Annotated in this window: 12 protein-coding genes; 8 read left to right on the top strand and 4 right to left on the bottom strand. The window is 45.0% G+C overall.

The window, feature by feature from the left end:
- From ACWYVB_RS22030 to ACWYVB_RS22015, 4 genes are all read left to right on the top strand, one after another.
- Positions 1–71: EF-Tu C-terminal domain-related protein (locus ACWYVB_RS22030; RefSeq protein ID WP_009599998.1), on the top strand; the 71-nt coding region annotated here is incomplete at its 5' end.
- A gap of 331 nt (positions 72–402) precedes the next feature.
- On the top strand, positions 403–591 hold the full coding sequence (locus tag ACWYVB_RS22025) for a (2Fe-2S)-binding protein (protein WP_031780493.1): 189 nt from the start codon (positions 403–405) through the stop codon (positions 589–591).
- Positions 592–692: 101 nt separating this feature from the next.
- The gene (gene bfr / locus ACWYVB_RS22020) at positions 693–1,169 is read left to right on the top strand and encodes a bacterioferritin (protein ID WP_005395745.1); all 477 of its coding nucleotides are present in this window, start codon (positions 693–695) and stop codon (positions 1,167–1,169) included.
- Between the two features lie 203 nt (positions 1,170–1,372).
- Positions 1,373–2,650: a malic enzyme-like NAD(P)-binding protein gene (locus ACWYVB_RS22015; protein ID WP_006742766.1), complete on the top strand. Its 1,278-nt coding sequence runs from the start codon at positions 1,373–1,375 to the stop codon at positions 2,648–2,650.
- Between the two features lie 112 nt (positions 2,651–2,762).
- On the opposite strand, the gene metJ is transcribed toward ACWYVB_RS22015, so the two are convergent.
- Positions 2,763–3,083: a met regulon transcriptional regulator MetJ gene (gene metJ / locus ACWYVB_RS22010; protein WP_005381353.1), complete on the bottom strand. Its 321-nt coding sequence runs from the start codon at positions 3,081–3,083 to the stop codon at positions 2,763–2,765.
- Between the two features lie 225 nt (positions 3,084–3,308).
- Between metJ and ACWYVB_RS22005 the strand changes: the two genes are divergently transcribed.
- The 3 genes from ACWYVB_RS22005 to metF all read left to right on the top strand — a co-directional run bounded on the left by ACWYVB_RS22005 (position 3,309) and on the right by metF (position 8,057).
- The gene (locus tag ACWYVB_RS22005; RefSeq protein ID WP_074191332.1) at positions 3,309–4,469 is read left to right on the top strand and encodes an O-succinylhomoserine (thiol)-lyase; all 1,161 of its coding nucleotides are present in this window, start codon (positions 3,309–3,311) and stop codon (positions 4,467–4,469) included.
- A gap of 15 nt (positions 4,470–4,484) precedes the next feature.
- On the top strand, positions 4,485–6,893 hold the full coding sequence (locus ACWYVB_RS22000) for a bifunctional aspartate kinase/homoserine dehydrogenase II (protein WP_457530167.1): 2,409 nt from the start codon (positions 4,485–4,487) through the stop codon (positions 6,891–6,893).
- A gap of 261 nt (positions 6,894–7,154) precedes the next feature.
- On the top strand, positions 7,155–8,057 hold the full coding sequence (metF, locus tag ACWYVB_RS21995) for a methylenetetrahydrofolate reductase (protein ID WP_005395737.1): 903 nt from the start codon (positions 7,155–7,157) through the stop codon (positions 8,055–8,057).
- 70 nt (positions 8,058–8,127) lie between these two features.
- Here metF and ACWYVB_RS21990 read toward each other — a convergent pair whose 3' ends face one another.
- From ACWYVB_RS21990 to argE, 3 genes are all read right to left on the bottom strand, one after another.
- Positions 8,128–8,667, bottom strand: coding sequence for a PadR family transcriptional regulator (locus tag ACWYVB_RS21990; protein ID WP_005395734.1), 540 nt, complete (start codon positions 8,665–8,667; stop codon positions 8,128–8,130).
- A gap of 425 nt (positions 8,668–9,092) precedes the next feature.
- The gene (gene ppc, locus ACWYVB_RS21985) at positions 9,093–11,726 is read right to left on the bottom strand and encodes a phosphoenolpyruvate carboxylase (RefSeq protein WP_005395732.1); all 2,634 of its coding nucleotides are present in this window, start codon (positions 11,724–11,726) and stop codon (positions 9,093–9,095) included.
- A 272-nt stretch (positions 11,727–11,998) separates the two neighbouring features.
- Complete coding sequence (argE, locus tag ACWYVB_RS21980) at positions 11,999–13,135, bottom strand: acetylornithine deacetylase (protein WP_457530163.1); 1,137 nt, start codon at positions 13,133–13,135, stop codon at positions 11,999–12,001.
- Between the two features lie 144 nt (positions 13,136–13,279).
- Between argE and argC the strand changes: the two genes are divergently transcribed.
- Positions 13,280–14,284: an N-acetyl-gamma-glutamyl-phosphate reductase gene (gene argC, locus ACWYVB_RS21975; protein ID WP_457530161.1), complete on the top strand. Its 1,005-nt coding sequence runs from the start codon at positions 13,280–13,282 to the stop codon at positions 14,282–14,284.
- The last annotated feature ends 20 nt before the right edge of the window (positions 14,285–14,304 follow it).

The raw sequence follows: 14,304 nt of genomic DNA, 5'->3' as shown, positions 1-14,304 counted from the left end.
GTCTACGTTTCGCGATCCGTGAAGGTGGCCGTACAGTAGGTGCTGGTGTTGTTGCTAAGATCTTCGACTAATTCATAACGAATTAAACGAAATCTTGCACTCTTCTTCTTTATGAAGAAAGCGCATCGAGAAAGGGAAGCTTAGGCTTCCCTTTTTTATATCTAAATTATATTTGGTTATAAGTGTTCGTAGGAAATGCGTTAATTTTTTAATTTAAAAACAGAATATTACCGGCTCTATTTTTCAACACCTTTGGTCGTAGCACCTAACTCTCTGATCTTTGACTACTGTCCCCAAATCTATATAACAAAATATTCTGAACAGGCCTATCAATGCGACTGGTAACAAGAACTATTCTTGTTTATATTGGTTGCCACAGGTTAATTTAATAGGTTTTTGATTATGTACGTTTGTCTTTGCCATGGGGTCTCCGACAAGAAAATTAGGAAGTTGGCGATAGATGAAGGCGTAACGGATATTAAAGGAATCAAAAAATGCACAGCATTGGGTAGCCAATGTGGTAAGTGCATCAGACAAGCCAAGGATATTTTAGCGGAAACCAGTTACACGGTATTCAAACAAGCTAGCTAATTACTGTGAGCATGCAGTAATTAAGTAATTATTTGCCTAGCGTTTTGACACCTTCTCATTTGCTTCTACATTTAAATGAAGCCAAAGAGGAGGTTTTTGTCATGAAAGGCGATCCAATCATCATCCAACATCTCAATAAAGTGCTCGGAAATGAGCTCATCGCTATTAATCAGTATTTTCTTCATGCTCGAATGTATAAGGACTGGGGGTTAAAGCACCTAGCAGATAAGGAATATCACGAATCTATCGATGAGATGAAACATGCCGATCATCTGATTGAGCGTATTTTGTTTCTTGAGGGCTTACCTAATCTACAAGATTTAGGCAAGTTGATGATAGGTGAAGACACTAAAGAAATGCTCGAGTGTGACTTAAAGCTTGAAATGGCCGCCATTCCAGATTTAAAAGATGCGATTGCTTATGCTGAAGACATTCGAGACTATGTGTCTCGCGATCTGTTTCAAGATATTCTTGAAGATGAAGAAGAGCATGTTGATTGGCTAGAGACGCAACTTGGCTTGATTGAAATGTCTGGCATTGAGAACTACCTCCAAGCGCAATACGTAGACGAAGAGTAATAACGTCCAGGATTTTGCGCACTTCAATTGTAAGAAGAAAAGAGCACCTGACTCGAAAATCAGGTGCTTATCCCCGCTATCTGGTCTAATCTCTTTTATTATCGGCTTTTTAAGGATATTGCTCGCAATCTTGCCTATGAAGTTTGATTTCTATCCGATAGAATTTATCCCCCCTTACCTAAAAATAAAAAAGAGAAACGTCCATGTCTGAAGACAATCGCCAAGCAGCCACTCCAGAAGAAGAACATCGCCAAAAAGCATTGGATTACCATGCTTATCCAACTCCAGGGAAGATTGCTGTCGAATTGACAAAGCCTGCGGAAACGGCGGGTGATCTTGCCCTTGCTTACAGCCCAGGTGTTGCAGAACCAGTGCGTGAAATCGCACAAAACCCTGATAACGTGTACAAGTACACAGCGAAAGGCAACATGGTTGCTGTTATTTCTAACGGTACCGCTATTTTAGGTCTAGGTAACCTAGGTCCACTTGCATCTAAGCCAGTGATGGAAGGTAAAGCGTTACTGTTTAAACGTTTTGCAGGTCTTGATTCGATTGATATTGAAGTTAAGCACCGCACGATCGATGAATTTGTTGATACTGTTGCAAGCATTGCAGACACCTTTGGTGGTATCAACCTTGAAGATATTAAAGCACCAGATTGCTTTGAGATTGAAAAGCGTCTAATTGAACGTTGTGATGTACCAGTATTCCACGATGATCAGCACGGTACTGCGATTGTAACGGCAGCAGGCATGCTGAACGCGATCGAACTTCAAGGTAAGAAGCTTGAAGACTCAACGATCGTTTGTCTTGGCGCTGGCGCTGCAGCTGTTGCGTGTATGGAGCTGCTGATTAAATGTGGTGCAATGCGCGAAAAAATTTACATGCTGGATCGTAAAGGTGTGATCCACACTCGTCGTGATGATCTTAATGAATACAAGCAGCTATTCGCAAACAACACGGACAAACGCACATTAGAAGACGTGATTGAAGGCGCGGATCTGTTCCTAGGTGTATCTGGTCCAAACCTATTGCCAGCGGAAGCGTTGAAGCTGATGGCAGATAAGCCAATCGTATTTGCATGTTCGAATCCAGATCCTGAAATTAAGCCGGAACTTGCCCACGCTGTTCGTGATGATTTGATCATGGGGACTGGCCGTAGTGATTACCCGAACCAAGTAAACAACGTATTGTGTTTCCCATTCATCTTCCGTGGTGCTCTTGATGTGCGCGCAAGTGAAATCAATGATGAAATGAAACTTGCAGCCGTTGAGGCGATTCGTGAGCTAGCAAAAGAGCCTGTACCTGAAACTGTATTGAAGGCCGCAGGCGTCGATAAGCTTGAGTTTGGTGCAGACTACATCATTCCAAAACCAATGGATTCACGTTTACTACCACGTGTTGCAAAAGCTGTGGCTCAGGCGGCAGTTGATTCAGGTGTTGCTCGTATCGAGATGCCTGAAAACTACATGGCAGAGTAATATATCTATTAGATGTGATGTACAAAAAATGGGACGCAATTGCGTCCCATTTTTTATATCATTCTTTTGGCTCGAGATAAGAATTGCTATCAGAAGCCTCCAGTCTCGCTTTTTACTCTTCGTCAAATGACTCAAATTCGATGCCCATTTCGGTCATCAGTGCTTTTACTTCTGTTGGAATATCATCTGGACGGTCTTTACGAAGGTCTTCATCTGTTGGAAGTGGCTGACCTGTATACGCGTGCAAAAATGCTTCGCATAGTAATTCACTATTGGTTGCATGGCGTAAGTTATTGATCTGACGGCGAGTACGCTCATCAGTTAGCACTTTTAAAACTTTTAGCGGGATAGAGACGGTAATTTTTTTTACTTGTTCGCTTTTTTTGCCGTGCTCTGCATATGGGCTAATGTATTCGCCATTCCAGTCAGCCATTGCACACCTTCATTTATGTAATCGGTTAAAAATAATTTAGGTGCTGATTTTAGCTGCATTTACCGCCATAAGCAAAGACATATAGACGTCTAGAAGTGTTGACGTCTCATTTTTTGACGAGTAAAGTGAACAGAACAGCAAAGGAAGCGTGTTGATCACTTTATTTTACTCATTAGATATAGCGCATTCCTATTTAGAAGTCATTACCCGTGAAAGGATACACCCATGAGCTCTCGCAAACCTGCGACCATTGCAGTACGCACTGGTATTGAATCAGACAGCCAATATCACGCTGTCGTTCCACCTATTTATCTTTCCACTAACTATGGTTTTCCTGCTTTTGGTGAAGTACCTAAGTATGATTACACGCGATCTGGAAATCCAAACCGCGGACTGTTGGAAAGTGCGTTATCTGAACTCGAGTCTGGAAAAGGAGCGGTTGTCACGAACTGCGGTACGTCGGCATTAAATTTATGGGTGTCCGCTTTTCTTGGCCCTGATGATCTCATTATTGCTCCTCACGATTGTTATGGCGGCACCTATCGTCTTTTTAATACCCGAGCCAACAAAGGCGATTTTAAGGTTCAGTTTGTCGATCAATCAGACGAGCAAGCTTTGGATGCAGCATTAGCACAAAAACCAAAACTCATTTTGCTAGAAACTCCGTCAAACCCTCTGGTTCGCGTAGTGGATATTGCAGCTACCTGTGAAAAAGCGAAACAAGTCGGCGCGTTAGTTGCGGTGGACAATACCTTTTTGACACCCGTGTACCAAAAACCTTTAGAGCTAGGTGCGGATTTTGTTATCCACTCCACAACGAAGTACATCAACGGTCATTCAGACGTGATTGGTGGCGTGATCATCACCAAAACAGAAGCGCATGCAGAAGAGCTTGCATGGTGGGGCAATTGCATTGGTGCGACTGGCACACCTTTCGATAGTTATATGACGTTGCGAGGCATTCGTACACTTGGTGCTCGCATGCGAGTGCATGAAGAGAGTTCACAGCAGGTACTGGCTTATCTCCAGAAGCAAGCGTTAGTTAAAACCATTTATCATCCAAGCCTGCCGGAGCACCCGGGTCATGACATTGCTAAAAAGCAGCAAACGGGCTTTGGCTCTATGCTGAGCTTTGAGTTTGCCGGTTCGTTTGAGCAGTTAAAAGTGTTCGTTAAAGAGCTCCAACTGTTTTCATTGGCTGAGTCATTAGGTGGAGTAGAAAGCTTGATTTGTCATCCGGCATCCATGACGCATCGCGCTATGGGAGAGGAAGCACTTGCAGATGCGGGGGTGTCGCATCAACTATTGCGTTTGTCTGTCGGCTTGGAAGATGCACAAGATCTCATCACAGATTTAGAGCAAGCATTCGCTAAAGCTGCCCAATAATAGGAGACGAGAATAATGACTGTACAACGTCAGCTGCATAAGTTTGGTGGCAGTAGCTTAGCAAACCCAGAATGCTATTTACGCGTTGTGGATATTCTTAAGGAGTATTCGACGGAAAATGATCTTGTGGTCGTTTCGGCGGCAGGAAAAACCACTAACCGCTTGATTGAGTTCCTAGAAGGGTTAGACAAAGATGGCCGAATCGCGCATGAAGCACTTCAAAGCCTAAGACAGTTCCAAACTGAGCTAATAGAAAACTTGTTGGAAAATGAAGTACAAGAAGAGCTATTAGCGTTACTGCATGATGAGTTCAGTACCTTATCTGAGCTGACAGCACCACTCACTGGCGCGCAAAAAGCCGCGGTACTAGGACACGGAGAAGTTTGGTCTGCTCGCCTATTGGCCGCGTTATTATCTCAACGTTCTATCCCCGCTGTCGCACAAGATGCACGAGCGTTTTTACGTGCGGAAGCCGGGACTCAACCTGAAGTTGATCGCGCTCGTTCATATCCTTTGATAAAAGAAGTTCTCGCGCAACACAATCATAAACGTGTGGTAATTACTGGCTTTATGGCTCAGAACGAGGCGGGCGAAACCATTTTACTTGGTCGTAATGGCTCTGACTATTCTGCAACTGTCATTGGTGCTCTGGCTGAAGTGAGCACGGTCACCATTTGGAGTGACGTTGCCGGTGTCTATAGTGCCGATCCGCGTTTGGTGGCAGACGCGTGTCTGTTACCGTTACTTCGATTGGATGAAGCCAGCGAACTCGCCCGTTTAGCCGCCCCAGTCCTACACAGTCGTACACTTCAGCCTGTGGCGCAAAGTACTATGGATCTCAACCTCAAGTGTAGCTATCTGCCGGAATCGGGCTCCACTCGTATTGAGCGTGTCTTAGCGTCTGGCCGTGGCGCTAAAATTATTACCTCGCTGGATGATGTTTTATTGGTGCAGCTGTCTTTCATGCATGGGCACGACTTCGAAAAAACACAGAATGATGTATTACAAGCGTTGCAGCGAGCGCAATTGGAGCCATTGGCATTTGAGGCACAGCCCGATCAACACACGTTGCGCTTGGCGTATACCGCAGAAATTGCCGGTGGCGCACTGAAACACTTACAAGAGCTTGCGGTTGAAGCGGAGATTAAGCTCAAAGAAGGCTACTCTCTCTTGGCGGCGGTAGGCGCTGGCGTTACGAAAAACGCCAACCATTGTTTTGGTTTTTATCAGAAGTTAAAACACTCTCCGGTTGAATTTATTTCTGAAACTGAGTCGGGGCTGAGTTTAGTCGCCGTTTTGCGTCGTACTGATACCGAAGTGTTGGTTCAAACGATTCATAGCCAGTTGTTCCAAGCACAAAAGCGCGTGGCGGTGGCTTTATGTGGCAAGGGCAACATTGGTTCTAGTTGGTTAAATTTATTTGCAACTCAAAAAGGTGAGCTCGAAAAACGTCATGGCATGAGCTTCGACCTTGTCGCAGTCGTGGATAGTCAAACCTACTGGTTCGATGAGCAAGGTATTGATGCAGCAAGTGTTGCTGAACGATTTGATGATGAAAGCCTAGCAAACGATGGGTCTTGGTTGAATCATTTAGGAGCGCTAAAAAATTACGATGAAGCCGTAGTGCTTGATGTGACAGCGAGCAAAGACTTAGCTCAGCGCTATGTAGAAATTGCGCAGCAGGGCATTCATTTGATTTCCGCTAACAAAGTGGCGGGTTCGGCTGATAGCCAGTATTACCATCAGGTTCAAGATGCATTCGCTAAAATTGGTCGTTATTGGCTGTACAATGCGACGGTTGGTGCGGGGTTACCGATAAACCATACCGTGCGAGATCTACGTGAAAGTGGTGATGAGATCGTTGCTCTATCGGGTATTTTCTCAGGGACGTTATCATGGTTATTCCAACAATTTGACGGCTCAGTACCATTTAATGATTTAGTCGACCTCGCTTGGCAGCAAGGTTTAACAGAGCCTGATCCTCGTTCTGATTTAGATGGTTCAGATGTGATGCGTAAGCTGGTTATCTTAGCTCGAGAGTCTGGTCTCGATATTGAGCCGGGCAGCGTTAAGGTTGAATCTCTGGTACCAGAAGAATTAAGAGAACTTAGCATCGATGACTTCTTCGATAACGGAGGGCTGTTGAGTGAAATACTGCAAGAGCGCCTGACAAAAGCACAGAGAAACGACCAAGTGCTTCGCTACGTTGCGCGTTTAGAAAAAAATGGTAAAGCGACGGTGGGAGTAGAAGCGTTATCTCGTGAACATGCACTCGCCAACCTACTGCCGTGCGACAACATTTTTGCCATTGAAAGTAAGTGGTACAAAGATAACCCACTCGTTATTCGAGGGCCTGGCGCAGGAAGAGAAGTGACAGCCGGCGCGATTCAATCCGACCTCAACCGATTAGCCGGTTTATTCTAAAGTTGCGAGATACCTAAAACCCTGGAACCCGACCAGGGTTTTTTATTTTTCCTTCAGTGTCATACTGAAGTATCGGCTTGTGATAAGTGGTGAAATAACGTTCAAGTAATAACTTGAACTATCCTCATTATTAACTTGAGAAAAATTCATAATTACAAGGTTGACATTAAATCGTATTCAATACATTCTGTAGACATATAGACGTCTAAACGTCGATTTAAGGAATTTGTTTTCGTGGCGGAGTGCCACAGGGAGAGTAAGATGGGATACACGCACGCAGGCCATATTGACGCCTTGAACCAGAATATTGCTGAGTTGTCAGACAACATCAATGTATCATTTGAGTTTTTTCCACCAAGCAGCGCTAAGATGGAAGAGACACTCTGGAATTCAGTGCACCGTCTTAAAACGCTCCAACCTAAATTTGTTTCTGTTACTTACGGCGCGAACTCTGGCGAGCGTGACAGAACGCACTCCATCATTAAAGAAATCAAAGCAACAACAGGATTGGTTGCCGCTCCTCACCTCACTTGTATTGATGCGACTCGCGAAGAGTTGATTAATATTGCCGATGATTACTGGAATAATGGCATTGAAAATATCGTTGCTCTGCGTGGTGATATTCCTCCTGGTGGCGGTGCGCCTGACATGTATGCCTCGGATCTGGTTGAGTTGCTGAAATCACGTCACGATTTTGATATCTCAGTTGCCGCGTTTCCTGAGGTTCACCCTGAAGCTAAAAGTGCGCAGTCTGACTTATTGAACCTAAAACGTAAGGTTGATGCTGGCGCAAACCGTGCAATTACTCAGTTCTTTTTTGATGTTGAGTCTTATCTTCGATTCCGTGACCGTTGTGTAGCGGCAGGAATTGACGTGGAAATTGTGCCAGGAATTTTGCCTGTATCGAACTTTAAGCAAGCCTCTCGCTTTGCTGCGCAGAACAATGTGAAAGTACCAGGCTGGATGAGTAAACAGTTCGAAGGCTTGGATGATGATCCGGTGACTCGTCAGCTTGTGGGAGCAAGCCAAGCTATTGATATGGTGCGCGTACTGAGTCGTGAAGGCGTTAAGGATTTCCACTTCTACACCCTAAACCGTGCAGAGATGACTTACGCTTTATGTCATACGCTAGGCGTTCGTCCTCGCGCTGTAGTAGGTGCATAAATCGGGTTTCAAAAAGACAAAAGGCTTGCCGAGTGGCAAGCCTTTTTCGTTGTATCAAAGTAAAAGGAAATTAACCAATCACTTCAAGTTCTGTTAGGACTTCTTCAGCCCACGTGATCCACGTTTCACGTAACAGTAGGTTACGACGAAGCGTTAAACGCTCTAGGCGAGCTTGTTTGTCTAAAGTTGACGGCGTTGCGTAGTAAGCCGCTTCAATTTCTTTGTAGTGAGAAACCAGTTTGCGAGACTCTTCAACCAGTTCGGCGAGTTGATCACGGAAAGGTGTTGATGGTTGAACGGCACATGCCATCAATTTCGCTGAAAATTCATCACGAACAGTCGGGTGTGCAGTTGGTTGATCAAACCATTCTCCTAAAGCGCTGCGACCAGCATCTGTGATGGAGTAAACCTTACGGTCTGGTTTGCCTTCTTGGGGTTCTAATACGCAAGTAACCAGCTCTTTCTCGGCCATTTTATTGAGTTCACGGTACACTTGTTGGTGGCTTGCTTTCCAGAAGTAACCGATGCTAGCAGAGAATTCTTTAGTGATATCGTAACCGGTTGCGTCGCGAGTGCTAAGAACAGTTAAGATTACGTGTGGTAATGACATGTCTTCAATCCAAATGGTCAATAAACTTGTAAACAAGCTACTTATACTTTCAGCTGTGCTCTTTCTGGCACTTGAGTTTTTTAATGTATAAGTAGCACCAACAATGTTGGTCCTGTCACCTTAAAGCCGTTTATCACCTAGAGAGATGGGGAGTCCCATCATGGCTGGAGCAGGTATGATTGGATTTATGAGCTCTCAGCAGGCAAGTAGTATATAAATAATAAGCATGAAGTGGAATAGTAGGACAAAATTACCCTAAAAAACTAACATAATAATCAATAGTGTTAACTTGTGGTTTTTTATTCTTTTTGTGTGGTAATTTTTGGGTTTTTTATAGTTTATTAAACTGTCTTTTGGTTGCGCAATTATCCAGCGCCAAAAAAAAGCTGAGCACTTGCTCAGCTTTTTTATTACAAATGAAGCGATTAGCCTGTGTTGCGCATGCCAGCTGCAATACCAGCAATTGTCACCATTAGTGCTTCTTCTAGGTTTGCAGATGCTTCTTCGGTTTGGCGTGTACGGTATAGCAACTCGGCTTGTAGCATGTTCAATGGCTCAACGTAGATGTTGCGCAAGCGAATTGATTCGAGTCCCCAAGGGTCATGCTGCATCAAGTTTTCGTTGTTCTCTACATTCAGTACTGCTTTGATATCTTCTTGAAGCTGAGCGCGAAGCTTTTCACCGAGTGGACGGAGTGATTCATCCACCAATCGCTCATCGTAATAGCGAGAAATATCGATATTACACTTCGAGTACACCATTTCTAACATGCCAAGGCGAGTCGAGAAGAACGGCCATTCACGACACATCTCTTCGAGCAGCGCTTGGTGACCTTTATCGATCGAGTATTGAATTGCTTCACCCGCACCTAACCATGCTGGAAGTACCAAACGATTTTGGCTCCATGAGAAGATCCACGGGATTGCACGTAAGCTTTCCACTCCGCCCTTCGGATTACGTTTTGCAGGACGAGAGCCAAGTGGCAACTTACCGAGCTCGAGCTCTGGTGTCGCTTGACGGAAGTAAGGCACAAAGTCAGGCTCGCCGCGAACTACGTTGCGATAAGACTCGCAGCTAACTTCTGATAGCACTTCCATTAAGTCGCGCCATTCTTGTTTTGGCTCTGGTGGTGGCAATAGGTTGGCTTCTAGAATCGCGCTCGCGTAAAGGTTAAAACTGTTTACAGCGACATCTGGAAGGCCCAGTTTAAAGCGGATCATCTCGCCTTGTTCTGTTACGCGCAAACCACCTTTCAAGCTTTTTGGTGGTTGAGACAGAAGTGCTGCGTGTGCTGGCGCGCCGCCGCGGCCTACTGTACCGCCACGACCGTGGAATAGAGTCAGTTCAACACCTTCTTCTTCCGCCACTTTTACTAACGACTCCATTGCATGGTACTGAGCCCAGCCTGCAGACATGACACCCGCATCTTTCGCTGAGTCAGAGTAACCAATCATGACCATTTGGTGGTTTTGGATAAAGCCACGGTATAGGTCGATACCCATCAGCTGTTTGATGACCGATTCTGCATTGTTCAAGTCGTCTAGCGTCTCGAATAATGGGCAAACATCCATACGATATGGGCAGCCTGCTTCTTGCAGAAGTAGGTGGACTGCTAACACATCCGATGCAGTGCGTGCCATAGAAATAACGTAGGCACCGAATGCTTCACGCGGTTGTGCTGCAATAATCTTACAGGTGTCCAAAACCTCTTTGACAGGTTCTGATGGTTCCCAATCACGAGGCAGAAGAGGACGCTTAGATGCGAGTTCGTTGGTTAGGAAAGCAATCTTATCTTGCTCGCTCCATTGTTCGTAATCACCAATGCCTAAGTAGCGGGTTAATTCAGACAATACGTCTGAATGACGCGTGCTCTCTTGGCGGATATCAAGGCGAACAAGATGAATACCAAATGCTTTTACGCGGCGCAATGTATCTAGTAGAGAGCCATTTGCGATCACACCCATGCCACATTCATTTAGCGACTGGTAACAGGCATACAGAGGTTCCCAAAGTTGCTCGACTTTTTGCAACGGAGCTTTAACGGCCAGTTTTTGACCATGGATCTTAGCATCGAGAATATCTTTGGTTTCGTTCAATAGTGAGCGAAGTTGTTTCAGGATTGCACGATATGGTTCGTGCTGATCTTCGCCAGCAAGTTCACGAACTTGATCGTTTGAAACCGTCATAGATAGTTCACTGATCAACTCGTTGATGTCATTGAGATAAAGATCTGCGGCTTTCCAACGAGACAGAAGCAATACTTCACGCGTCACGCTATGAGTGACGAACGGGTTACCGTCGCGGTCCCCCCCCATCCAAGAAGAGAAGTGCACTGGGCGAGCATCAATTGGTAAACCTTCACCCAAGTAAGATTTCAAGCGATCGTGCATTTCACGTAAGAAGTCTGGCACCGCTTCCCATAGTGAGTTTTCAACGACTGCAAAACCCCATTTTGCTTCATCCAGCGGAGTAGGGCGCTGTTGTCGAATTACGTCTGAATGCCAGCTTTGTGCGATCAGTTGCTCTAAACGACGCTCGGTTTTCTTGCGCTCTTTAGAAGAAAGATCACTCAGTTCCAACTTTGATAAGCACTCGTTGATCTTGACCAACTTGTTGATCATCGTGCGACGCGTGATTTCCGTTGGGTGAGCCGTCAATACCAATTCAATATTCAGATCACGAACCGCTTGCGCAGTGTCCAGTTTGCTCACATCGTTTTGTACCAGTTTAGAAAACAGCGAGTTAATCGCGTCTGGTTCACAAATGTGCTCTTCACAATGGCGTGAAATCGTGTGGTATTGCTCAGCAATATTGGTGAGATTTAGAAATTGGTTAAACGCACGGGTAACGGGCGTTAGTTGCTCATCAGGTAAATGTTTGATTTCTTCGATCAAGCTGTCCCTGTCTGCTTGATTTCCTGCTTGAGCTGATTTGGATAATTTACGAATGGTTTCCACTTTCTCGAAGATTTCTTCGCCATGGGCATCGCGAATGGTGTTACCCAATAAGTGGCCTAACATGCGCACATTACTTTTGAGTGCGGCGTATTTCTCGTTCATTGTCGTCCTGCCTCGTAAAAAAACTACATCCATTGTCCTTGTTAAGACTCCAATCTAGCGAAAAGCACCAGTTATAGTCAAATAAAGCAGACTAAGTTTGCAATTATTCCGCTGTCTCCTGATTTAGAGCAAATTTACGGCAGCTGTAGAATAAGAAGTGAAAATTAATTACAAAATAACAAGTTAAAGAAGTGTTAAGGCTAGCGCTAAATTGTGAAGATAAAAAGATGCAGCTCAATCGAGCTGCACTGACTTTTGAGTTTATTCGCGTATTAACAGCAATACTTGACCATTGCCTTTGAAAGCACATCAATTGTGGGATCGATAAAATCAAATGAGAGAAACTCATCCGGTTGGTGCGCTTGGTCAATTGAACCCGGGCCAAGAACTAAGGTTGGACAGAGCTGTTGTAAGAAGGGCGCCTCAGTACAGTAGTTCACGGTTTCTGAACTAGTTTGGCAGATCTCTTCAACACCACCGATAAATGGGTGGTCATGTTGGCATTCGTAACCCGGAATTGGTTCATGTAAGGGAATTATCTCCAAGCGTCCAGGCCACTTTGCTTCGACTTCTTTTAATGCTCCGCGCAGCATATTTTCTAGGCCATCCAGGCTGATCCCTGGTAGTGGGCGAACATCATAGTGCAGCTCACAGCAACCACAAATACGGTTAGCGCTGTCACCGCCGTGAATGTGTCCAAGGTTTAGGGTAGGGCTTGGAATGGCAAAACCCGGATGGTGGTATTCTTTCACCAATTTATCGCGCAGTTGCATCATGGCAAACATCACTTCATGCATGATCTCAATCGCGTTAACGCCTAAGGCAGGATCGGATGAATGGCCTGACTTACCCGTGACCCGAATTGCATTCGCCACATGACCTTTGTGGCCGCGAATAGGAATGAGGCTGGTGGGCTCACCAATAATGCAGTAATCCGGCTTAAAAGGAGCGTTTACGGTGAAATGTCGTGCACCCAACATGGTGGTTTCTTCGTCACAAGTGGCTAATACGTATAGCGGCTTGGTTTGCTTACTCCAGTCGACTTTTTTGACGGCTTCGTAAATAAAGGCAAAAAAGCCCTTCATGTCTGCCGTGCCTAAACCGTAAAAGCGGTTGTCTTTTTCCGTCAGTTTATGCGGCTCAAAATTCCATCGCCCTTGATCGAATGGCACGGTATCACTATGGCCAGCAAGTAAAAGGCCGCCTTCACCCTCTCCCATACGTGCGATCATATTGTGCTTGCCTGGCTCGACTTCGATCACTTCAACGCTAAAACCCAGATCTTTAAACCAAGATGCGAGTTTTTCGATGACTTTTGCATTGCCCTGATCCCAGCTCGGATCCGTGGAGCTGATAGAAGAGGTGCTGATGAGTCCTTCATAGACCTCTAGAAAAGTTGGTAATTGCATGGATTCTTCAAATCTCCTGTTGACAGACAGACCACAAAAATGTAAAACACATATTAAATCATGTTTAATGAATAAAAAATCAAAATAAAGCAAAAATTAAATATGAATAGTCATTTGAGCCTTTAAGTATATGGATGTCACACAATGCTAAAAACCACGATTATTGGAGCCAGCGGTTACACCGGCGCAGAGTTAGCGTTAATGGTTAATAAACACCCACAACTCACGCTATCAGGTTTATACGTTTCCGCCAACAGTGTTGATGCAGGAAAGAATATTGCGCAGCTGCACGGTAAGTTAGCAGGCATCATTGATATGCCGGTCTCGCCACTAACGGATCCACTGCAAATCGCTCAAGAATCGGATGTGGTGTTTTTAGCAACGGCTCATGAGGTGAGCCACGATCTAGCCCCAACTTTCTTGGAGGCAGGCTGTCAGGTATTCGATTTATCGGGGGCATTCCGCGTCCAAAGTGAAGGTTTTTACAACACCTTTTATGGCTTCGAGCATCAACATAATAACTGGCTAGATAAAGCTGCATACGGCTTAGCAGAGTGGAACCAGGAATCAATTAAAACTGCTCCCTTAGTTGCTGTAGCAGGTTGCTACCCGACTGCTTCGCAGTTAGCCATCAAACCTCTACTCGAAAATGCATTAGTGGATACCAATCAATGGCCTGTCATTAATGCGACCAGCGGTGTATCCGGAGCTGGGCGTAAAGCTTCTATGGTGAACAGTTTCTGTGAAGTGAGCTTGCAACCTTATGGTGTATTTACTCATCGTCACCAACCAGAAATTGCTCAGCACTTAGGTTGCGATGTGATTTTTACTCCTCACTTAGGCAACTTTAAACGCGGCATTCTTGCCACGATCACCATGAAGCTAGCATCAGGCGTTACAGAGCAACAAGTCGCTCAAGCATTTGAACAAGCTTATCTAGGAAAGCCTGCCGTGCGTTTAAAAGGCGATAGCATTCCACGTATTCAGGATGTCGAAAATACCCCTTTCTGCGATATCGGCTGGAAGGTACAAGGTGAACACATCATTGTGATTTCAGCCATCGACAATCTACTCAAAGGTGCATCAAGTCAAGCGATGCAATGTCTCAATATTCATTATGGTTACCCAGAACTGACAGCGTTGCTGTAGTCGTTGAAAGAGGGAAATGC

The sequence above is a fragment of the Vibrio sp. JZG10 genome, assembly GCF_054064075.1.
This window is presented reverse-complemented; position numbering and strand designations above follow the sequence as displayed.